This is a genomic window from Roseomonas genomospecies 6 (genome assembly GCF_008365375.1).
In the GTDB taxonomy this organism is placed as follows: Bacteria; Pseudomonadota; Alphaproteobacteria; order Azospirillales; family Azospirillaceae; genus Azospirillum.
This window is the reverse complement of sequence record NZ_QOKW01000039.1, coordinates 20,682-42,903: the sequence shown is the minus strand read 5'-3', so window position 1 is coordinate 42,903 and position 22,222 is coordinate 20,682. Positions and strand designations below refer to the sequence as shown.

General features: G+C 66.2%; 18 protein-coding genes. 10 read left to right on the top strand and 8 right to left on the bottom strand.

Going from position 1 to position 22,222, the window contains the following annotated elements:
- Positions 1-212: 212 nt before the first annotated feature.
- Complete coding sequence (locus DS843_RS28245) at positions 213-1,406, top strand: hypothetical protein (RefSeq protein ID WP_208852349.1); 1,194 nt, start codon at positions 213-215, stop codon at positions 1,404-1,406.
- 41 nt (positions 1,407-1,447) lie between these two features.
- Here the strand turns inward: DS843_RS28245 and DS843_RS28240 are convergent, their stop codons facing one another.
- The 5 genes from DS843_RS28240 to DS843_RS28220 all read right to left on the bottom strand — a co-directional run bounded on the left by DS843_RS28240 (position 1,448) and on the right by DS843_RS28220 (position 6,125).
- Positions 1,448-1,864 (bottom strand): type II toxin-antitoxin system HicB family antitoxin, encoded by a 417-nt coding sequence (locus DS843_RS28240; protein ID WP_149472155.1) that lies wholly within the window; start codon positions 1,862-1,864, stop codon positions 1,448-1,450.
- Positions 1,864-2,043, bottom strand: a complete 180-nt coding sequence (locus DS843_RS28235; RefSeq protein ID WP_149472154.1) for a type II toxin-antitoxin system HicA family toxin — start codon at positions 2,041-2,043, stop codon at positions 1,864-1,866. Before DS843_RS28235 ends, DS843_RS28240 begins: the two co-directional genes overlap by 1 nt.
- 85 nt (positions 2,044-2,128) lie before the next feature.
- On the bottom strand, positions 2,129-3,862 hold the full coding sequence (locus DS843_RS28230) for a B12-binding domain-containing radical SAM protein (protein WP_149472153.1): 1,734 nt from the start codon (positions 3,860-3,862) through the stop codon (positions 2,129-2,131).
- A 63-nt stretch (positions 3,863-3,925) separates the two neighbouring features.
- Complete coding sequence (locus DS843_RS28225; protein ID WP_149472152.1) at positions 3,926-4,996, bottom strand: NAD-dependent epimerase/dehydratase family protein; 1,071 nt, start codon at positions 4,994-4,996, stop codon at positions 3,926-3,928.
- Positions 4,997-5,045: 49 nt separating this feature from the next.
- Positions 5,046-6,125 carry an NAD-dependent epimerase/dehydratase family protein gene (locus DS843_RS28220; protein ID WP_149472151.1) on the bottom strand — a complete coding sequence of 360 codons (1,080 nt, stop codon included), beginning with the start codon at positions 6,123-6,125 and terminating at the stop codon, positions 5,046-5,048.
- Between the two features lie 433 nt (positions 6,126-6,558).
- Here DS843_RS28220 and DS843_RS28215 point away from each other — a divergent pair, with 433 nt between their 5' ends.
- The 3 genes from DS843_RS28215 to DS843_RS28205 are packed head-to-tail and all read left to right on the top strand — an operon-like array spanning position 6,559 to position 13,058.
- The gene (locus DS843_RS28215) at positions 6,559-9,087 is read left to right on the top strand and encodes a hypothetical protein (protein WP_167525513.1); all 2,529 of its coding nucleotides are present in this window, start codon (positions 6,559-6,561) and stop codon (positions 9,085-9,087) included.
- 13 nt (positions 9,088-9,100) lie between these two features.
- Entirely contained in the window at positions 9,101-11,791 is a 2,691-nt protein-coding gene (locus DS843_RS28210) for a hypothetical protein (protein WP_149472149.1), read from the top strand.
- A gap of 58 nt (positions 11,792-11,849) precedes the next feature.
- Positions 11,850-13,058: a M20 family metallopeptidase gene (locus DS843_RS28205; protein ID WP_167525512.1), complete on the top strand. Its 1,209-nt coding sequence runs from the start codon at positions 11,850-11,852 to the stop codon at positions 13,056-13,058.
- A 60-nt stretch (positions 13,059-13,118) separates the two neighbouring features.
- Here DS843_RS28205 and DS843_RS28200 read toward each other — a convergent pair whose 3' ends face one another.
- From DS843_RS28200 to DS843_RS28190, 3 genes are read right to left on the bottom strand one after another with little or no spacing between them, the layout of a single operon-like run.
- Positions 13,119-13,592: a hypothetical protein gene (locus DS843_RS28200; protein WP_149472147.1), complete on the bottom strand. Its 474-nt coding sequence runs from the start codon at positions 13,590-13,592 to the stop codon at positions 13,119-13,121.
- A 33-nt stretch (positions 13,593-13,625) separates the two neighbouring features.
- On the bottom strand, positions 13,626-14,657 hold the full coding sequence (locus DS843_RS28195; protein WP_149472146.1) for a radical SAM/SPASM domain-containing protein: 1,032 nt from the start codon (positions 14,655-14,657) through the stop codon (positions 13,626-13,628).
- 54 nt (positions 14,658-14,711) lie between these two features.
- Positions 14,712-16,160, bottom strand: a complete 1,449-nt coding sequence (locus DS843_RS28190) for a tetratricopeptide repeat protein (protein ID WP_167525511.1) — start codon at positions 16,158-16,160, stop codon at positions 14,712-14,714.
- Positions 16,161-16,379: 219 nt separating this feature from the next.
- Here DS843_RS28190 and DS843_RS28185 point away from each other — a divergent pair, with 219 nt between their 5' ends.
- The 6 genes from DS843_RS28185 to DS843_RS28165 all read left to right on the top strand — a co-directional run bounded on the left by DS843_RS28185 (position 16,380) and on the right by DS843_RS28165 (position 22,182).
- Complete coding sequence (locus tag DS843_RS28185; protein WP_149472144.1) at positions 16,380-17,222, top strand: FkbM family methyltransferase; 843 nt, start codon at positions 16,380-16,382, stop codon at positions 17,220-17,222.
- A 176-nt stretch (positions 17,223-17,398) separates the two neighbouring features.
- Positions 17,399-18,481 (top strand): dTDP-glucose 4,6-dehydratase, encoded by a 1,083-nt coding sequence (locus tag DS843_RS28180; protein ID WP_208852348.1) that lies wholly within the window; start codon positions 17,399-17,401, stop codon positions 18,479-18,481.
- Between the two features lie 68 nt (positions 18,482-18,549).
- On the top strand, positions 18,550-18,699 hold the full coding sequence (locus DS843_RS31445) for a hypothetical protein (RefSeq protein WP_167525510.1): 150 nt from the start codon (positions 18,550-18,552) through the stop codon (positions 18,697-18,699).
- Between the two features lie 261 nt (positions 18,700-18,960).
- Positions 18,961-20,301, top strand: coding sequence for a UDP-glucose dehydrogenase family protein (locus DS843_RS28175; protein WP_149472143.1), 1,341 nt, complete (start codon positions 18,961-18,963; stop codon positions 20,299-20,301).
- Between the two features lie 26 nt (positions 20,302-20,327).
- Positions 20,328-21,317: an NAD-dependent epimerase/dehydratase family protein gene (locus tag DS843_RS28170; protein WP_149472142.1), complete on the top strand. Its 990-nt coding sequence runs from the start codon at positions 20,328-20,330 to the stop codon at positions 21,315-21,317.
- A 16-nt stretch (positions 21,318-21,333) separates the two neighbouring features.
- Positions 21,334-22,182 (top strand): hypothetical protein, encoded by an 849-nt coding sequence (locus DS843_RS28165; protein WP_149472141.1) that lies wholly within the window; start codon positions 21,334-21,336, stop codon positions 22,180-22,182.
- Positions 22,183-22,222: the final 40 nt, after the last annotated feature.

Here is a 22,222-nt window from a genome sequence, read left to right as displayed (position 1 = left end):
AAACGGCGGGGCCGCGGGGTGGGGCGGAGGAAGGGGGTGTCTAGGGGGGGGCCCCCCCGGGTGAGGTGGCGCGCGCCCCCTCCCGCCAGCGGGGGGCCGAGCCCCCCCCCGGGGGGGCGAGGATGGTTTCCCCCCCCAGGGCCTCCCCCCCCCGGGGGCCCCCCCCCGCGGGGGGGGGGGGGCCGGGGGGGGGGGGGGGGGGGCCCCCCGCCGTGACGACGCTGGAGGATTTCCTGGCCGCCCGCCTCGCCCGCCCGGTTCCGCCGGCCCCGCGCGAGGTGCATCTGATGCGCCGCGACCTGGAAGCCCTGCTGGCCACCGAGGATCTGGAGGCCGCCGACCCGCGCCGCTGGAGCGGGCCGCTGGTCGCCGCCCTCGACTGGCCCGGCCTGACCAGCGTGGAGCGGGTGGCCCCGGACCGGGTGGCCGCCCTGAAGGCCGCGGCGGCGCGCCACCGCAACGCCGCCCGGCTGCGCCCGGAAATCCTCCTGCCGGTGCAGGAGCGGCCCCCCGGCCCCCCGGCGCTCGGCAAGCTCGCCGCGGCGGAGGATTGGGACGACCCGTCCTGGCGGCCCTGGGCGGTGCGGGTGCGGACCAACGTCTCCACCTTCCAGGCCCCCTACCTCGACGACGCCGACGCGGAGCGCCGCCGCGACGAGGACGCCCGCAACAACATCGACAATTTCTTCAAGCGCAGCCGCGGCACCTGGGAGCGCGCTCAGTTCCTCTACGGCCTCGACCGGCTGGGCCTGCTGGAGCGGGGCCCCCGCGCCCTGGTGCCGAGCGCCGAGGTGGACGGATTCTACCTGATGCTGACCGAGCTGGCGCGGGCCGTCGGGGTGGTCGATGTCGGACCGGGGGCGGCAGCCCACGCGGAGCGGGTGGCGCGCGGCGACCGCGATCCCTGGCTCGCCAAGCCGCGCCGCTTCCACCGCGACCGCATCGCGATCCATCACGGGCCGCCGGGGCGGGATCTGTTTGCCGCCGGGCCGTGGGACGCCGCCATCCTGCCGCAGAACACGCTGCCGCGCCTGGTGGCGGAGGGAAGGGCGGCGGAGCTTCTGTCCTGGATCGACCGGCGTCTGGCGCCGGGCGGGGTGCTGGCCTTCTCGGCGGAAATCCGTCTGAACGGGCGTCCGGGCGTGCCGGGGCTCACCCCGCGTCAGGCCGAGGGCCTGGGGGATGCCTTGGAGGACACCGGGCTGGAGTTGCAAGGGCCTGTGGACCTGTCGCTCAGCGACGCGACGCTCGACCGATTCGTGACGACCGGCGCGCCGGGCTCCAAAAACCCGAACTTCGTCGCCCGCACCGGCGAGGCCCTGCACATCACCGCCGTCTGGTTCGCCCGCAAGCGGGCCGATACGCCGGGCAGCGGGTGGGAGAGGCTGGCGCGGTTCCTGGGATGATCCGTTGGTAGAGGGTGGGTGGCTTCAGGGTGTCCCGACGTTCAGGGCGTTCCGGCTTCCGGCGTCTTGTGGGCGCTCAGCGTAAGATGGGCGATGAAGGCGCCGCGGCTCTGGCCCTCCGCGCGCGCCAGATCGTCCAGACGGCGCAGCACCCGTCTGGGCAGCGTGATGTTGACCCGCTCGATGGTGTCGTCGAAGAGCACGTCGTCGAGTTCGATCACCCCGACGGTCCAGCCGGCATAGTCCGGCAGGCGGCGGACGGCGTCCAGGCTGGAAGGCGGAGGAAGGGGACGGGCCTCGTCCAAGGCCGCGTCGATCCAGGCCGCGGCGGCTTCCCTGGCGGCGTCGATCGCCTCGTCCAGCGTGTCTCCGGCGGAAAAGCAGCCCGGCAGATCCGGCACGGCGACCCCGAAGGCGGTGTCGGCGGAACCGGGTTCGATGAGAATCGGATAGCGCATCAGAGACCTGCCTGCTTTCGGATCGCGGCCACAAGTCCGGTACCCAGATCCTTTTTCGGATGAGGGATCACAACGATGCCCGGTCGCGAGGGATGCTTGAAGACATGATGGGAACCCCGGACCCGGTCCAGAGTCCAGCCCGCATCCATCAGGTCCCGGATCAGGTCGCTGCTTCTCATGACATAAGGTGGACCCCGGCCTCGTCGGTGTCAACGTTACACACGATGAAGGCCGGCCACCGTTTCTTCAGGGTATCGCCGCTCCTCATTCCGCTGGAACGGGCGCGTCGTCGTAGAGGTCGCGCAGGGCGGCGGCGGGAATTCCCAGCCGGGCCGCGTCCTGCCGCATCGCCGTGCGGGAGGAGACGATGCGCGGCGTCAGGAAGACCGGCCCCGCGAAGCCGGGCAGGGCAGTGGGGGCCTCCACCAGGGTGCCGTCCAGCGACTGCCCGGCCAGCTTGCCGTCGAACAGCCGCACCCGCCCCTCCTTGATGAGCGGCTTCAGCGCCGGCTCCTGCGCCAGCGTCTCGAAGAAGTCGGTGCCGACGCCCCACAGGGCCACCGGGCCGTCCGCCGCCGCCCCGGTCACCGCGGCGCCCAGAGCGCGCCACTGGCGGATCAGATAGTCGGAGCTGCTCTTGGCCTTGTCGGCCCCGATCGCGAGGTCGCCTTCGGACAGGCGGCGCATCTTCTCGCCGCCGTCGGGCACGTAGAGATACTGCTCGTCGAGCGCCGCCCCCGCGTAGCGGTCGAGATGGCCCTTCTCCCGCAGAGTGGACATGGGCGTGCCCTCGATCTCGCCGCAGCCCGTCTCCTGGAAGGTGTCGAGCGGCAGGCTGGCGATGTAGGACTTGGTGTCCTGCATCTGCTCGCGCGTTTCGCCCGGCAGGCCGTAGGTGAAGGTGCCATGCACCGTCATGCCCAACCGCTTGATCTCATGCACCGCGGCGCGGGCGGTCTCCAGGTTCAGGCGCTTGTTGACGATGTTGTCGTTGACCCACTGGTTGCCGCTCTCGAAGCCCAGCTTGACGCCGAAGCAGCCGCTGTCGCGCATGGCCTGCCACGTCTCCAGCTTGATGGTGTCGGCGCGGCACATGGCCGACCAGGGCAGTCCGATGCGGGTCATCACCTCGCAGATCCCCAGGACGTGCTTGTCGCCCAGGTTGAAGGTGTCGTCGTCGAAATAGATGGACCGGTAGCCGTAGCGACCGACCAGTTCGCGCAGCATCCCCTCCACATAGTCGGGGCTGTAGAAGCGGACGGAGCGCTTGCCGGTGCCGTCCGGGTCGTTGCCGGTCATGGTCGCCGGCCAGACGCAGAAGATGCACTTGTAGGGGCAGCCCCGGCTGGCCCAGACCTGGAGCTGCGGCGCCTTCTGGCCGGCGGGGTTCACGTCCCAATAGCGGTGGGCGATGACCTCGTCGAAGTAGGGATGGGGGGCGGCGTTCATCTCCGCCACGGTCAGAAGCTCGTGGGGAAGCACGCCGGTGGCGCCGTTCAGCACGCGCACGCTGCCCTTCTCGTATTCGCCCTGGATGACGGCGTGGACCGGATGGTCGGCCAGCACCGCCTCGCCCTTGGCGGACAGGGCGCCGGTCAGAACGATCTTCGTGTCGGGCAGGATCTCCTTGATGCGGCGGACGATGGTCTGGTCGTGGTCCCAGCAGGGCGTCGCCGTCTCGATGAAGATGTACTCGTACCGCTCGTCCCGCAGATGCTGGAAATAGCTGTCGTAGGACTCGCGCAGCGCGATGGAGTCGCGGAACGTCACTTTCGCCCCGGTGGCCTTGGCGGCGTAGGTCGCGGCGTAGCCCATGAAGAAGGGATAGGGCAGATACTCCCCGAACACGAAGTTCCCGGGCGAGGAGTGTGCCTGGTTGGTGTGCGGCCACCGTGAACCGGCGCGCACGCCGCTGAACCAGGCCGAGGCCGGGGCGTCGTCGCCGTCGAACTCGAACCGCTTGACCCACCAGGGCGGATTGCTGAACAGGACCTTCATCGCGCTTCCTTCCACCGCTCCCCGCGGATCGTCATTCTCAGGCCGGCCATCACGGGCCGGCAATCACCGGTGGGCGAACCGGTCGGCCATTTCGGCGTGCATCTCGGCCAGGATGCCGTCGATGTCGCGGGTCAGCGACCAGTCCGGATAATGCTCCTGGAAGCGCCGGATGTCGCTGATCCACCAGATGTGGTCGCCGATGCGGTTGGTCTCGTCGTAGCTCCAGACCATCGGGCGGCCGGTCAGTTGCTCGGCCTTGGCGATGGCCTCTGCCATCGAGCAGTTGGAGTGGCGCCCGCCGCCGATGTTGTAGACCTCGGCGCTGCGCGGCGTCTGGAAGACGTGCCAGAAGGCGTTCACCAGATCGAAGGAATGGATGTTGTCGCGCACCTGCTTGCCCTTGTAGCCGAACACGCGGTAGGGCGTTCCGGTGACCGCGCATTTCATCAGATAGGCCAGGAAGCCGTGAAGCTGGGCGCCGGAATGGCCCGGCCCGGTCAGGCAGCCGCCGCGGAAGCAGGCGGTCTTCATGCCGAAATAGCGCCCGTACTCCTGCACCATCACGTCCGCGGCCACCTTCGAGGCGCCGAACAGGCTGTGCTTGGTCTGGTCGATGCTCATCGCTTCCGGGATGCCGTGGGCGGCCCAGGGGTGGGACGGGTCCAGCTCCCAGCGGCTCTCCTGCTCCACCAGCGGCAGGGCGTTGGGCGTGTCGCCGTAGACCTTGTTGGTCGAGGTGAAGATGAAGGGCGCGTCTGGGCAGTGGCGCCGCGCCGCCTCCAGCAGGTTCAGCGTGCCGTTGGCGTTGACCGAGAAATCGGTGAAGGGCTCCCGCGCCGCCCAGTCGTGCGAGGGCTGGGCCGCCGTGTGGATCACCAGCGCGATGGACGAGCCGTACCGCGCGAACAGCGCGTCGATGGCGTCCTGGTCGCGGATGTCCGCGGTGACGTGCGTGTAGGACGGATGGCGCTTCTCCAGCCGCTCCCGGCTCCAGGCCGTGCTCGCCTCGTCGCCGAAGAAGTAGCGGCGCATGTCGTTGTCGACGCCGACGACGTCGAAGCCCTTCTCAGCGAAGAAGCCGACGGCTTCGGCGCCGATCAGACCGGCGGACCCAGTGACGATGACGACGGACATGAGGGAACTCTCCTCGGAAGAATGGGGCGGCGTGGCCGCCGAGCGCCGTCTATAACAGAATCGGTTCCAGGATGCGCCGGTTGGCGTCCAGCCAGCCGAACAACTCGTCCATGATGGCGCCGGGGAGGCGCCGCGGACGCCAGCCGGTCGCCTGCGTGACGTCCGTGTTGTCGGTCACGTACCAGGGAATGTCGGCGGCGCGGGTTTCCGGGCTGGCGGCGATGGGAATGCTCCGGCCCGCGCGCTCCGCGCACAGCGCGGTCAGCTCGGCCAGCGAGACGCTCACCTCCGGCCCGCCGCCCACGTTGAAGACGCGGCCCTGGAACCGGTTCATGCCGGCCACCTGCACCGTCAGCAGATCGTACAGGTCGGCGACGTGCAGCATGTCGCGCACCTGAAGCCCCTCCCCGCCGAAGCCGCTGTAGGACAGGGCGCCGCCATACAGGTGCCGGGCCGCCCACAGCACGACGACGCCCTGGTCCACCTTGCCCATCTGCCAGGGGCCGGTCAGCACGCCGCACCGGTTGATGACGGCGCGCAGGCCGTACATGGCGCCGTACTCCTCGATCATCAGCTCCGACGCCAGCTTTGTGGCGCCGTAGATGGACCGGCTGCCCGGCATCGGGAAGTCCGTCGCGATGCCCGCCGCCGACCAGCCCGGCCCGGCGGCGCCGTCCGGCAGAACCAGCCGGGTGGCGCCCCGCTCCAGCGGCAGCCGGCGCAGCGGGTCGATGGGATAGACGCGGCTGGTGGACAGGAACACCATGTCGGCGCCATGGCGCCGCGCCGCCTCCAGGCAGTTTACCGTGCCGACGAGGTTGGTGTTGATGACGTAGGCCGGGCTGCCGCCATAGCCGGCGTGCACCGACGGCTCGGCGGAGCATTCCAGCAGCAGGTCGAAGGCGCCGAGCTCCTCCAGATCCTCCGGGTTGCGCACGTCGCCGTGGACGAAGCGCACGCCGCCCGCGCGCAGGCGTTCCAGGGCCAGCTCGGACCCGCGCCGGCGCAGGTTGTCGAAGGCCACGACCTCGGCTTCGGGCCGGTCGCGCTTGAACATGAGGGCGAGGTTGGACCCCACGAATCCGGCGCCGCCGGTGACGACGATCCTGTGAGGGCGCATGGCGTTCATGATGGCGGCGGGGTCCAGGTCTTTTCCGAGAGTAATTTCCGAATGATCGAAGGCGGCCGGTTAATAAAGCCTAAAATCTTGTGCCCGTCGCCGGGCTCGTTTCATCCGTGCGGTGCCGCAGCATTGCCGTCCCGCTGTGAGCGATGGCGCAAACGGTTGCCCCTTGCACGTTCTTTACGGTATGCCATCGTCATAGATTGGTTGAGCGCCGGAGACCCCCATGCTGTCGGTTGTTCTGTACGGTCGCAATGATTCGCATGGCTACAACCTTCATAAGCGGGCAGCCATCAGCTTCAATTGCATGGCTGAGGTGTTGGATGATCCGGACGATGAACTTATCTTCGTCGATTACAACACACCGAATGACCTTCCGACCTTTCCTGAAGCCATTGCCGATACTCTGACCGAGCGGTGCCGGCGTCTTCTCAGGATCTTGCGCATCCGCCCCGATGTGCATGAGGCTTTTCGCGGCCGCACCCATCTGGTGGCGTTGGAGTCGGTGTCGCGCAACACGGCCATCCGGCGGGCGAACCCGGCCAACCGATGGATCCTGTCGACGAACACCGACATGGTCTTCGTCCCGCGGGACGGGATGCCCTCGCTGTCCGGGATGGTCGCCGCTCTGCCGGACGGCTTCTACGGACTGCCGCGCTTCGACGTTCCGCAGGCGCTCTGGGAGTCGGTGGATCGCTCCGCCCCCAAGGCGATCATCGAGCGGTTCCGCCTTTGGGGCCGGCGTTTCCACCTGAACGAGGTCGTCCACGGCAACAGCCTCATCCGGTTCGACGGGCCGGGCGATTTCCAGTTGATGACGCGGGACGACATCGCCGCGATCCACGGCTTCCACGAGGGAATGGTCCGCGGGTGGCATGTCGATTCCAACCTCTGCAAGCGGATGACGCTTCTGCGCGGGGAGATCCGGTCGGCCGAGAACTGGATGCTCGGCTACCATTGCGACCACTCGCGGCAGGCGACGCTGGCGAACCAAAGCGCGAAGATCGAAAACGACCCCGATCTGTACGTTTTCAATGTCGAGACGCCGTACATCCCGGAACAGGCCGACAGTTGGGGATTGCCCGACACGCCGGTCGAGGAGATCCGGCTGACCGGAGCCCATGTCGCGCGGTGCGCGGCGGCGCTGGAGCAGGCGCTGGTGCCGATGACCAGCGACCGGTACGAGGCCGACTATCTGCCCGAGCGCTACAACGACCTGGCCTACCCGCCGGAGCACGCGCTTCCCTACATCGCCGATCATCTGACGACGCTCCCGCTCGATGCCGACCTCGGCTATTTCGGCGGCTGCGTCCGCACCTTCACGCTGTTCCGGCGCTGCTGCGCGGCGCTGGGCTTCACGGGCCGGATTCTCATCGACGAGTCCATGAAATCCTGGCTCATGCCGGATCCGGACCATGACGGGCCGGTCGCCATGGCGCCGGCCGACGACATCGTGGAGAAGGCGGCCGCACTCTTCTTCGAGTTCGGTCTCGACGACATTCCGCCCTTCGACGAGCGCGCGGTTTCGCCCCTGCTGGACGGCATCCGGTCTCTTGAGGAACGCCGGCGCATCGTCGGCCAGCAGCGCCTGCTGTCGGTCGGCGAGGCAGGGTTGAGCCGGCTGGGAGCCGTGCATGCGGCGTTCCGCGGCATCGTCCGCCGCATGCGCCGGCCGGACTGCCTGCCCCAGGCCCGCACGAAGAAGTTCTTCGCGATCAACGCCGTGAACAACATCTTCGAATACAGTTTCGCGGAAAACATCAATTTGACCTGGCCGCCTTTCACCACCCGGCTGCGCCACGGCTACCTGCGTCCGGAATGGCGGTCGGTGACGACCCATCCCGACTGGGTCGATCTGCAGGCCTTCCTGGCGGGCGAACTGAAACGCGGTCGGCCGGTCGAGTTCTGGGAGGTCCAGATGCTGCTGGACGACGCCCGGCACGTCTGTGGCCGGGACCGCCCGGAGGCGGTCGAACCGTGGCGCTTCAGCGAGCCGCTCGCGGCGCTTCTGCGTTGGCCGCTCCTGCCGGAGCGGGCCGGCTTGTCCCCCGAACGCATCGCCGTGGCGGTGTCCTGGGTCGAGCGGCACCGGCTTGCCGCCCGGCTGCGTCCGCGCGTCACCGTGCCCCGGCGCGAAGCGTCTCCGGCCGCCGCGCCGAGCGTCAGCAAGCTGTGCGGAACCGAGGATTGGGAAGATCCCGACTGGTTTTCCCTGGTCGGCGATTACGCCAGCGGGAACACCATCCTGCGCCACTCGGTATCGACGAACAGCCATTTCAAACGGAGCCGCGGCGTGTGGGAGCGCGTGCAGGCGCTCTGGGCTATGGAAAGCCTGGGGGTCTTGCACTTCGCGGCCACCGCGGCTGTGGTGACCCCGGCCGTGGACGGCCTCTACGCGTATCTGAGCTTGTTCGCCCGGCATGTCGACGTGATCCCAGCGGGGGGCGCGCGGGCGGACGAGGGCTGGCTGGGCAAGCCGCGCTTCTTCGCCCGCGACAAGATCGGTTTCCACGACGGCCCCGGCGCGGCGACGCTGACGGAGCGGATGTGGGACGCGGTCTTCTTCACGCAGAGCAGCCTGTTTCGGGATGGACCGGCGGGGACAGCGGGCACGCTCGCGGCGCTGGACCGGCATGTGAGGATCGGCGGCGGCGCCGCCGCTTCGGTCGAGGTCGTCCTGAACGGCGGGCGGCATCGTCCGTGGCTGTCTCCGGACGAGGTGGACGCGATCCGGGATCTCCTGGAGCGCCACACGGGATGGCGTTGCGCCGGGGCCTTCGACTGGTCGATCAGCGACAACACGCTGGACCGCACGGCGCGGAACGGCACGGCCGAAACGCGGCGTCCCCATCTGGTGGTCGACAGCGGCGGCGTCCTGCACACCGTCGGCGTCCTTGCCCTGCGCAAGGAGGCCGAAACGGCGGACAGCGGCTGGGAACGACTTGCCAACGCCCTGACCGGCCTGTGAGGCGACCGCACCCATGATCACCGTCGTTGTCTACGGCCGGAACGACCACCACGGCTACAACTTCCACAAGCGGGCCGCGATCAGCCTGAACTGCCTTGCGGAACTGCTGACCGACCCGAACGACGAAATCATCTTCACGGATTACAACACTCCGAACGACTATCCCACCCTTGTTGAAGCCATTCGCGACACCCTGACGGACCACTGTCGGCGCCTGCTGAGGGTGTTCCGGGTCCGGCCGGATGTCCATGACCGGTTCCGCCACCGGACCCACCTGGACGTGGTCGAAGCCGTCTCGCGCAACGTGGCGGTCCGCCGGTCCAATCCGGCCAACCGCTGGATCCTGTCCACCAACACGGACATGGTCTTCGTTCCCCGCGACCCTCCCCGCTCCCTGTCCGAGATCGCAGCGGGCAAGCCCGGCGGTTTCTACCAGTTGCCGCGCTTCGAGCTTCCGGAGACGCTGTGGGAATCCTTCGACCGCCGCGACCCGCGCGGCATCATGGCGACGCTCGCCCGGTGGGGGACGGGCCTGCACCTGAACGAGGTGGTTCACACCGATCCCTTTTCCCTGTTCGACGGGATCGGCGACTGCCAACTGGTCCTGAGGCGCGACCTGTTCGCCATGCACGGCTTCCACGAAAGCATGCTGGTCGGCTGGAACGTCGACATGAACCTGTGCCGGCGCCTGCGCCGTATTTACGACGGGACGGGAAGCCTGCTGGAGGATGTGTTCGGCTATCATTGCGACCACACCCGGAAGCCGACGGCAGCGCTCAGCGCCACCGCCATTCAGAACGACCCACGCGTCTTCATCGACGGTGTGACCCGTCCCGATGTTCCGGAGCAGGCCGAAACCTGGGGTCTTGCCGGAGAAGCGATCGAGGAATACCGGGGCTTCGACCTGCCGGCCGATCGCTACGTCGCCGCCCTGAACCGCAGCCTTTCCCCGCTCAGCCGGCCCTACGGCGAAGCGCACAACGACCGGCTCGCCTATCTCGGGGTGAGCTATCCTCCCGAACATGTCCTGCCCTACGCGTCCGATCATCTGAGCACCCTTCCCCAGGATGCGGTCGTCGGCGTCATCGCCGGATCATCCGCCATGTTCCGTCTGCTGGCCGGTTTCTGGCGCGGCATGGGCGGGCGCGGGCGCATTCTGGTTCCGGAAGCGCTGGGCGGCCTCGCGCGCGGACTGGACGATCCGGCGGCGGTTGAAACCGTGCCCTTGGAGGACCTGCACCGCCGGGCCAGCCTGTTCGTCGTCGACTTTTCCTTGGATCCGGACGAGCAGCCCGCCGGTCCGGTTCGCAGCGTTCATGACTTGAATCCTGCGGCCCGCGCCCGGTTGGGACGCATCAAGGGGTGCTTCAACCGCCTCGTCGCCTTGGAGCGCGCCGCTCCCGTCCCGATGGGGCACCGCAAGTTCGTGTGCTTGAACGCCATCAACACGCATTTCGGTGCCCTGGCCCGGACGGAACTGCTGTTCACCTGGACCCCCTTCACCACCCGCGTCTGTTTCGGCCCCGTGCGTCCGAACGAGCAGCCGGTCGCGCCGGCCCGCTCGGGTGCGGGAATCGTCCGGTCCCTGGAAGAGGCCCTCGGTCGCCGCTTTGCGCTCGACCCTTGGGAGTTGGGCCTGCTGCACGGCGATGTGGCGACCCTTGTGGCCGCCGCCGCCGAGGGCAGCCTTGATGCGGTTGCCCCGTGCCGTTTTTCGGCTCCGTTGCTGGCGCTCCTGTCCTGTCCGGAGGCGGAGCAGGCGCTCGGCCTGGACGCCGGAACGCTGGATGTCCTTCACCGCGAAACGGAACGGCGGCGGCCGAGCGCAACGATCCGCCCACAAATCGATGCGCGTTTCGCCGCTTCGGACCGGAGCGCTCAGGACGGCGTAGCGTTCAGCAAACTGGCCGCCGTGGAGGATTGGGAGAGCGCCGGCTGGCGGGTCTGGGCGGAGCGGCTGACGCGCGAGGGCCTCGGCTACATCGTCTCGACCTACAATTACTTCAAGCGCAGCCGCGGGGTCTGGGAGCGCGCCCAGTGCCTGTATGCCCTGGAAGCGCTCGGCGTGTTGCGGCTTGATGCACGGATTGCGGTGCTGAGCCCCGCGCCGGACGGCCTACCCATGTTCCTCGCCGACCGCGTGGCGCATGTCGATGCCGTTCCCCTCAAGCCCTGCCTTTTCCCCGAAGCCGCGGGCGACGAGGGGATCGATCCGTGGCTGCGCAAGAACCGGCTGTTCGATCCGGACCACCTGTCGGTCCATCATGCCGGGCTTGCCTCGCCGGAGCTTGCCTCCCGACGCTGGGATGCCGTGGTCGTGACGCAAGGTGGACTGTTCGCCGATGGGGTCGGGAACGCCGTTGAGCACGTCATCCAGCTTGCCCGCCGCCTGAAGCCTGGCGGACTGCTGCTGCTGTCCGTCGAGGTGGCGATCCAGGCGGCTGCCGGCGAAGACGACGTCACGGCGGAGGATGTGTTGGGGTTCTGCCGGGCGGTCGGGACGTGCGCCGGTTTTCGTCCTGTCGGTGAGATCGACTGGAGTGTGAGCGACGCGACGCTCGACCGCCTCGCCCGGTCCGGCACCGACGAGACGGCGCGGCCGCATTTCATCATAGCCGAGGGCGGCGGTTTCCGGACCAGCTCGGTGTTGTGCCTGCGCAGGAACGCGGCCCCCTCGTCCGATGATGGCACGGCCGGACGATAGCGGCTACGATCCTGAAGGCGCTGTCCGGAGCCGGACCGCAATTGTTCGAAGGTCATTCATGCCGCTTCTCTCCGTTCCGGACGTCGATGCCGTCCTTGCCGAACTGCGGCCCAAATATCACGCGTTGCTGGCGGAATTGATCGGCTTCGCCTCTCTTTACGGCAACGAAGGGCCGATGCAACGGCGTGTGTTGGAGGAAATGTCGCGGCTGGGTCTGTCGGTGGAGGTTGTCAAAAGCCGGGATGACGAGCACGCCCTCAATCTTGCCGCCCGCATTCCTGGCACCGACCCGCCCCGTCACCGCTCCCTGGTCTTGAACGCCCATGCGGATGTCGTGCCCGTGGACCCGGCCTCGTCGTGGTCTCATCCGCCCTTCGCGGGCACGGTAAGCGGCAACGTCGTCCACGGGCGCGGCGCCCAGGACGACAAGGCCGGCGTCGTTACCGTGCTGTTGGTGGTCGAAGCCCTGCGCCGCCTGGGCTTGCGGCTGCCCGGCGATCTCATCGTCCAGATCGTGGCCGAAGAAGAGACCACCGGCAACGGCACGCGGGCTTTGGTCGCTGCCGGCTTTGGAGCCGATGGCGCGGTCATCTGCGACGGCACTTGGCCGGAACGGCTCTATCATGCTCACCTTGGCCACATCTCGTTCACGCTGCGGATCACCGGGGACCCCTTGGCGGCCTCCAACGAGCGGCGCGGCGTCAACCCGGTCTATGTGGCGATGGACATGGTGGCGCGCCTGCGCGCGCATGTGGCGGCCCTGAACGCGGACACCGTTCCGTTCGAGGGCATCGAGCATCCCTACTTCGTCAACGTCGGTTCCTTCCACGCCGGCGTGTGGTGCGGCTCCGTGCCGGCGATGGCGGAACTGTCGGTCCAAATGGGCTTTCCGCCCCCCGCCAGCACGACCGGCATGATGGAAACGGTGGAGGCCCTGGCGGCCTCCCTGTCGCCGCGCATCATGGTGGAGCCTTGGCTGCTGATGCGCGAACCCTACCGCGGCGACCCGGCCGCTCCCCTGATCCGCAAGCTCCAGGGCATCGTCCAGGCCAACGGTTCGGGCGAGTGCCAGGTGATGAGCATCACCGGATACACCGACATGGCGGCCTTCGGCACGCCCAACGTCTGCCTGTACGGCCCCGGTGGCGGGCGCAACAGCCACGGCGTCGACGAACATTATTTCCTGGATCACATGGCGTCGGTCGCCCGCAACTTGGCCCTGTTCGCTGCCGACTGGTGCTCCTCTCCCCGCCCAGAGCTTGCCTGAGCCACGGGGCGCCGCGTTCCCGTCACCGGCGGCGGCCGGGGAACTCGCCCGCGCCTGCGATCACAGGCCGGAGATGCGGACTTCCCCCCGTGGCGGGGCGTATTGGGTCCTGATCTCCTGGACGAGGTCGCTGCGGGCCTGAGGGGCGAACTGTGCGCGCGGCATGGAATAGACGTAGATGCCCAGGACGCCGCTTTCGGAATTGGACAGCCTTTCCCAGTCGCCCCGCTGAGGATGGCCCTTGAACACAAGGCCTTCATCCCCGGTTTCGCCGACATCCAGAAGGCGGAAAATCGGGCTCCACGGCTTGCCTTCCCGGCTGATGACAGCGAAGACGGCAGGGTCGTGGTTCTTGCGAACCACCATGTCGTCCACTGTGAACGGCCCAGTGAACAAATGTCCGGCGATCCTCAGGCTCATAAGGCAGTGCTCCCATTCTCGCTTCTTGTTCGTCGTGCCGGTCTGGGGCCGGCGACGGACATGCAGGACGCCGGCGGCCTTGCGATACGGTCGGCGGGCACTGGACGTGTTCATCCGCCGATCGTATGACTTGGGTGGCGCCGGGGATCAGCGGGTCTCCTCGACCGTCTGGAAATCGTCATGTTCACCCAGCTTGCGGGCGCGGACCGTTTCGGCGTTCCGGACGACTTTCCAGTAATTGTGCTGCCAGGACCGGTACTGCCAGTCCGGGCAGCCGGAGCACAGAGGGACCTCGGGACCGCGCTTTTGCAGATGCATCTCGCGATACCAACGGAAGCCCTCTCCGTGCCAGATGTCGCGGATGCTTTCCGTGTTGACGTTGCCCATCGAGGTGTTGGCGGAGATGTCGTAGCCGCAGACCATGACGTTGCCGCGGCTGTCGATGTTCAGGCGCTCGAAGATGAAGGGGCACGGAACTTCGCCGGCCTCGATGTAGGCGTTTGGGTCGGCGGATCGCGCGCTGTCCAACTCGGTGTTGGCGCCCCAGGTCAGGAACTTGCGCTTGATCAGGTAGTCGATCCCCTTTCCCTGGACCCAGAACGTTTCGACGGCATCGATGTCCACCCCCTTCTGGTTCACCGCCGAGGCGACGATTTTGGACGGGCTCCGCAATTCGGCTCGCAGGCGCATCATGCGCTCGACGTTCTCGACCAGGAGGTTCCAGTCCAGGCCGGCACGGACCTGCGCATAGGTCTCGGGATCGCAGGCGTCGACCGAGAACTCGATCATGTCGACGCCCGCCTCCAGCAGCGCGCGGCTGTTGTCCTCGTCGAACTTCGAGCCGTTGGTGATCAGGCCGATCTTGCAGCCGGCCTTCTTGGCGTAGACCAGCAGCGGGACGGCCTGGGGGTGCAGCATCGGCTCGCCGCCGCCGGAAATGCGCAGATACGCCCCATAGCGGCCGGTCTCGTCGGCGATCTTCCTGAATGTCGCCTCCGGCATGAAGGGCACGTCCCGATATTCCTTGCGGATGTTCGAGTTCGTGTAGGGGCAGTGCGGGCACAGCGCGTTGCAGGGATAGACGAAGGACAGAACCAGCATCATCGGAAACTCGGACGCTTCCGGACGCAGACCGTATTGTTCCTGCGTGTGGATGGTGTCGGAAGACGTCTGCGGCATGATTGTTCTCCTGAAAGACGGGGCCGGCGGGCGGTCGCGGTCCGGACCGTAATCCTACTCCACCAAGAAGCCGTAAAGCTCGATTTCGGCCGGCGGTTCGCTTGGATGGCCCGGGGCACTGGCGAGAATAACCAGGTGGCCGAAATTCGCCCCAGCCTCGACGCCAAGGGTCACGGCCACAATGTCTTCGGCCGGCTTGACGGGGACGATGTCGGTCAAGCGGGTCGGCCGCGTCGCGGGAGTGACGCAGACGCCTCCCAGGCCTTTGAGAACGCGCAGGAAGACGGTGATCCTTACGGAGCAGGGCAGGCTTTCCGGTTGTCCCAGGCCTGCAAAGGCGGCGTACACGAAGTCGCCCTCCCTGGCGCGGAGCAGCCGGTGCCCGCCTGCATCCTCCAGGCTGCCGTAGAGCGTGGGAGTGAACTGGCGAAGGTTGTTTCGAGCCGCGGCGAAGCGGGCAGCGGCCGGAACCGCTGCCGTATAGTGCCGTGCCTGCGCATGCCGCCCGGCCATGCGCAGGGCCGTTTCCGCGAGCATCAGCGGTTGCCAGGGCGCGGCTGCGTCATCGCCGGGGGTGCCGTCTTCGGGAGTGGCGGCCGCGACGGACGGCAAGGCGGTTTTACGGACCAGCACGCCGTGAACCTCGAATTCAGAGGTTCCATTGGCGTTGGAATTGAAAATTTCGATCTGCCGGAAATCCGCGTCGATCAGGACCGGCACGTCCACCGGAACAACCTCGGCGGACTGCAACGCCGTGATTCGGACGAGCCGCTCTCCGCTTCCCCTTGCCCCTATGGTGAGCGTGATGCAGCCATGCAGGACACGAAGCCAGATGGTCGTGGTCAACAGCCCGGTCTCATCGGCCGCTGGGCGGCCGAAGAAGAAGTGGGCCACGGGTTTGCCCGGATCGGAGTCGGTGGTGATGTGCATCCGGTCGGCGAGATGCTGCACCGTGTTGTCGCTCCCGCTCGCCATAAGGAAGTCAAGCTCGCTCCGGATCGCCTCCTCGGTGTTCAGCGACAGGGCTTTTGCGCTCCATTCCGCCGCTTCGTCGTAACGCCCGGCGTTGCGGAACGCGTGTGCGGCGACGACCAGCGGGCGCACCAGATGGGGCAGGCGGCTATGGACCGCGGCAACCGTGGCGGGCGAAAGATCGTTGCTCTCCTGTCCGGCGGCGTCTTCGATGCGGACAAGATCGGCGGCAATTTCGAAATCCGGATCGTGAACGGCAGCGGCATGGCGCACCACGCGGGCCTCTTTGCTCCGCCCCGTCTCCTCCAGCGTCTCAATCAGCGCCACGGAGGCTGTGGCGAGGTCCGGCTTGATGGCAAGGGCGCGTTGGAAAGCCGCGACGGCCGCCGCGCTTTCGCCTTGCTGCCGCAGTGCCAGGCCCATTTCATAATGATAGTTCGAGAACGTATCCTCGCGGATGGCGCGGCGCCAACGATCGGCATCGATCGGAAGGGGGGCGTGCGAGCGAGCGGTATGTGTCTGGCCCGCCATGGCTGTTCGTCTCCGTTCTGGGTTGAGCATCGGCGCCTGGGAGGGGAGGTTGGGCCAGACCCGGCTTGGATGCAAGAGCGGCACGGTCGGGGTGAGCATGGGCGGGTGTGTAAGGAACAGGCCGATCCGAATTTCCAGGCACATCTATTTACCGTTAATTAGTAATTGGCCACTACATTCAGAGTTGAATAACTGTTTTCAAAACTAGTGTAAGTATAAATGCACCACCCTGAAATCAAAAGCTTTCCGACTTGGTCTGGGCTGGTCCCGCAAGGCATGATGGAAAATTTTATTGGCTCCCTTGCGCGGGTTGATTTCATAGTAGGCTTCCCCGGCGTTGATCCGGAGCCTTACAAAACCGAGCGTGCCGTCAAGACGGATTTCCCGCCGGTGACGGAAGAGTATTTTGAACTGATCGACCTCATCGCGGCGGTGCGCTCCGCGCGCGGGCATTTCACCATGGTGGAAGTGGGAGCCGGGTACGGACGCTGGCTGGTTCAGGGCGCCATTGCCCTGAAGCGGATCAACCCGTTGCCCTTCCTGCTGGTCGGAGTCGAGGCCGAGCCGACACATTTCGAATGGCTGAAAACCCACATGTCGGACAATGGGATCGACCCCGACCAGCATGTCCTGCTTCGGGCCGCCGCCTCGGCGACGGGCGAAAAGGTTTCCTTCACGGTGGGCAACCCCTCGGGCTGGTACGGGCAGGCAATCTCCACCTGGGATCCGTCAGAGTTCGGCGCTACCCTCGCGACGGTGCCGGGCGTCAAGCTTTCGGACGTGCTCGCCCCTTACGGCCATATCGACTTGGTCGATATGGACATCCAGGGCGTGGAACTGGATGTCGTCCGGGAAGCCATCGACGTCATCGACGAGAAGGTGCAGCGCATTCATATCGGCACGCATTCCCGTGAGATCGAAAGCGGGTTGTCCGAGCTTTTCCGGGAGCGCGGATGGGTGACGGTCTGGGAGTTTCCATCCATGGCGACAGTGGAGACCGACTATGGCGCGGTGTCTTTCAATGACGGCGTGCATTCCTACCTGAACCCCCGCTTCGCCTGAGCATTCCATCGGGGGCAGCCATGGTCCCGGCCATGGTCCTGGATGCCGGCATGGCGCGGGGCGACGCGATTCCCGCGCCCCGCGCCGATCTCCCGCCCGGTGAACGGTCGTGAGTTATTCTCTCGTTAACCGCATGCCTTCATGATGCCTTGCTTTGCAGGCTGCCGGCGAAGGCCGTGGACTGCCTGCTTACGCCTTTTCAACCGGAAGAGACGGCCGGGATGTCCAAAACGATTCTTGTGACTGGCGGCGCCGGGTTCATCGGCTCGAATTTCATACATTGGATGCGCAAGCAGCATCCGGATTACCGTATCCTCGTTCTGGACGCGCTCACCTACGCCGCGTCGGTCGACAATCTGCCGCAGGACGCGATGCAGGCGACCAATGGGCCGATCCGTTTCTGGTACGGCAACATCTGCAACGCCGAACTGGTGGGCGAGTTGGTCAGCCAGTCCGACGTGGTGGTTCATTTCGCGGCCGAGACGCACGTCACCCGGTCCATCCATGACAACCTGACGTTCTTCCAGACCGACGTCATCGGCACGCACACGATCGTGAACGCGATCCTCAAGGCCGGCAGGCGGATCGAGCGGTTCATCCACGTCTCCACCTCGGAAGTCTATGGCACGGCATTGGCGCCGATGATCGACGAGGAGCATCCCCTCAATCCCATGAGTCCCTACGCCAGTGCCAAGTGCGGGGCCGATCGGCTGGTGTATTCGTATTTCGCCACGTATGGGCTGCCCCTTGTCATCGTCCGGCCCTTCAACAACTTCGGCCCGCGCCAGCATCTGGAAAAGCTGGTCGCGCGCTTCGTGACCAGTGTCCTGCTGGACGAACCGCTGACGGTCCATGGCGACGGATCGGCGGCGCGGGACTTCGTCTACGCCGAAGACACCTGTCGGGCGATCGACCTTTTGCTCCATGCTCCCGTGCAGAAGGTCATGGGCCAAGCGTTCAACATCGCCAGCGGGCAGCACCGTTCCGTTCTCGACATCGCCCATGACATTGTCCTGATGATGGGCTACGACCCGTCCCGCATCGCCTTCATCGGCGACCGTCCCGGTCAGGTCATCCGCCACACCGGCGATTACGGCAAGATCAACCGGCTTCTGGACTGGACGCCGCGCTATTCGTGGGAAGACGGAATCCGGGCCACGGTCGCGTGGTACCAAGCCAATCCCGACTGGTGGAAGCGGCAGCTTTGGATGCGTCACATCCCCATCCTCACCGCTTCCGGCAAAGAGGAACTGCACTGAGCCGCGCCACCCGGCTTTGCGCGCCGCGTGGCTCCGCCGGACGCAGCGTTCGGAAGCGGCGGGCCGACGTGTCGGAACTGTTCTTCAGAGTGCGCGGCGGCGAGACGTTTCCAGCCATGACGCCGGAGCCGCAGAGCAAGGACACGGCCCGGTGGTGGGGGATGAAGCAAGGTGCCCGGGCGCTTTCAACCCAAGGCGACGTGGTGAGCGTCTGGTGAAATAACCTATTTTTTACCACTAACGTATCATCCTTCGCCCGTTGACGGAGCCTGCTTGCGTTCCCGCAAATATTGCTAGAGGTATTTTCCATAAAGATTGGCCCATAGAATTTGGCGGAAGCGGCAACTTAGGAAGAAATTCTCTCAACCTTTTGGTGGCCGCCCTCCCAGGAAGAGAGGGCGGCTTCGGGGTGATGATTGCTGCTGAATGCCGTTTGCCCAATTTGCGCGAGGAGCGGCGGGCCACAAAAGGAGAGAAGTATGCGTGTTTCGGTTGTCGGCTTGGGTAAATTGGGCTCTCCGCTTGCCGCCGTTCTTGCCTATGAAGGCAACACGGTCATTGGCGTCGATGTGAACGAGGAATTCGTCGCGGCGATCAACGAAGGACGGGCGCCGGTCAAGGAGCCCGGCCTTCAGGAACTGATCGACCGCAACCGGTCGCGGCTGCGCGCGACCACTTCCTTCGACGAGGCTGTCGCCGGCAGCGACGTCTCGTTCGTCATTCTGCCGACCCCCAGCCTGCCCAACGGTCTCTTCACCAACGAGTATGTCCTGGCGGCGATGGAATCAATCGGTTCCGCCCTGCGCGCGAAGGACGGTTACCACCTGGTGGTCATAACCAGCACGGTCGTTCCCGGGTCCACCGGCGGCTGCATCCGGCAGGCTCTGGAACGGGCCTCGCAGCGTCGCCTCGGCGACACGCTGGGCCTGTGCTACAGCCCCGAGTTCATTGCGCTCGGCAGCGTCGTCCGCGACCTGCTGAACCCCGACTTCGCGCTGATCGGCGAATCCGACGCCAAGGCCGGCGACGTCCTGGAGGGGATCTACCGAGGCATGACCGCCAACACGCCCGTCGTCCGGCGCATGAACTTCGTGAACGCGGAGCTGACCAAGATCTCGGTGAACACCTTCGTCACGACCAAAATCACCTACGCCAACATGGTTGCCGAACTGTGCGACCATTTGCCCGGTGCGGACGTCGATGTCGTCACCCAGGCCATCGGCAGCGACAGCCGCATCGGCCAGAAATACCTGCGCGGCGCTCTCGGCTACGGCGGCCCTTGCTTTCCGCGCGACAACCGCGCCTTTGCGGCGTTGGCCCGTTCGGCCGGCATGTCGGCGGACATCGCGGAGGCCACCGACCGCATCAACGACCGGCAGGTTGACCGCGTCATCGCCTTGACGACACGGCATGTCCGACCGCGCGGCAAGGTCGCCGTCCTTGGCCTGTCGTACAAGCCGGACACCATGGTCGTGGAGGAAAGCCAGGGTGTGAAGATCGCGCAGGCCCTCCACCGCCTTGGCTACGATGTCGTCGCCTACGATCCCATGGCGGACGTGCGGTCGGTGCTGGCGACCGAGGCGGCACCGGCGGCTTCCATGGCCGAATGCGTGGACGGCGCCGATGCCATCGTCATCTCCACACCCTGGCCGGAGTTCCGTGGATTGCGTCCGGCGTTGTGCGCGGATGGCCAGAGGGTGGTGGTGGTCGACTGCTGGCGCCAACTGGATCCCGCCGCCTGCGCCGGGACGACGGACGTCATCCATCTCGGCTTCGGCCTCCCTCCGGAATCCATCCAGATGGCTGCCGCGGACGACTGAACGACACCCAAGAACGGACACCTCTCATGACCAGCTTCATCCAACCCAGCGATATGGTGCTCGTGGCGGGGGCCGGCGGGTTTATCGGCGGACACGTGGTGGCGCGGTTGCGGCAACTTGGGTGCCGACGGATCCGCGCCGTCGACATCAAGCCTTGCGCCGAGTGGTACCAGCGCTTCGACGATGTCGACAACCGCATCCTTGACCTGCGCGGGAAGGACGCCTGCATGGAGGCGGCCAAGGGCGCGGACATCGTGATCAACCTCGCCGCCGACATGGGGGGCATGGGGTTCATCGAGACCCACAAGGCCGAATGCATGCTGTCGGTGCTGATCAACACGCACATGCTGATGGCCGCCCACGCCCACGGCTGCCGGCGCTATTTCTACGCCTCCAGCGCCTGCGTCTACGCCGCCGGCAAGCAGACCTCCGCCGAGGTCCAACCTCTCAAGGAAAGTGACGCCTATCCGGCGATGCCGGAGGATGGCTACGGGTGGGAGAAGCTGTTCAGCGAGCGGATGTGCCGGCATTTCCGCGAGGATTACGGGCTGCCCACGCGCGTCGTGCGTTACCACAACGTCTATGGTCCCCATGGCACATGGGATGGCGGCCGTGAGAAGGCGCCAGCCGCCGTCTGCCGCAAAGTTATCGAAGCCAAGCTGACCGGCCGTCACGAGATCGAGATCTGGGGCGACGGGGAGCAGACCCGCAGCTTCATGTACATTGAGGACTGCCTCAAGGGCTCCCTCGACGTCCTGGCCAGCGACATCGTCGATCCGATCAACCTCGGCAGCGACGAACTGGTCACCATCAACCAGCTTGTCGACATCGTCGAGGGCATTGCCGGCATCAAGCTGCAGCGCCGCTATAAGCTGGACGCTCCCAAAGGCGTGCGTGGCCGCAACAGCGACAACACCCTGATCCGGCAATTGCTGGGATGGGCTCCGTCGACAAGATTGCACGACGGCATGGAGCAGACCTACCGCTGGATCTACGGGCAGATGACCAGCCGTTAAGAAGGCAGGAACGATCATGGGCATCGCCAATGCGCAACACGCCAGGATGTTGTTCGATATCTGCGCGGAACGGCGGCTTTCCGGAAAGCTTGTGACGCTCGGCAAGCTTTCCTTCTACCTGAACCAGGAACAGTTCTGCGATGCCCTGGTCGAGTATGGAATGACGTCGGAGGACGGCCAGCCGTTGACGTTGGGACCGCGCGTGGTGCGCATCGCCGATCCGGCGCGCTACGCGCGCATGAAGGCGGTGGTCGATGCCGGCAAGACGCTCAGCCCTTACCCCTGGTCACGCCAGCAGGGGTTCATTTCGGACAACCTGTTCTTCGCGACTCTTGGCTTTTACAGTGTCGTCAGTGTCGATTATTCCGACTATGATTCGTCGGACGTCATCTTCGACCTCAATCAACTCGGCCTGGCTGAGCGGATCGGCGCGCCGGCCGATGTCGTGATGGACATCGGCACCAGCGAACACGTCTTTCATTACCCAAATTGCCTTCGAAACATTGTTGAAAGCGTCGCTGTCGGCGGTGTCATCCTGCATACCTTGCCGGTGAACAATCAGGTCGATCACGGATTCTACCAGTTCTCCCCAACGCTTTTTCACGACTTCTATTCCGAAAACGGATTGGAGATCCTGGGCATCACCGTTCTGCGGATGGAAAAGGGGTTTGAAAGCGGCGCCAAACCGATCATGCGCATGGCCTATCGGCCCGGCGTGCTGGACAACATGGTCGGCGGCTTCGACGACCGGGTCTACACGGTCGAAGTTCTGGTCCGCCGCACCGCCGCTTCGACCTCCGATCGTATTCCGCAACAGAACGCGTACCGGAAATTCTGGGACAGTCATTCCCCGAAGTCTTCATGAGAGCCGGCTGGGAACTTTCCAAGTTCCCACCACCCCTCCT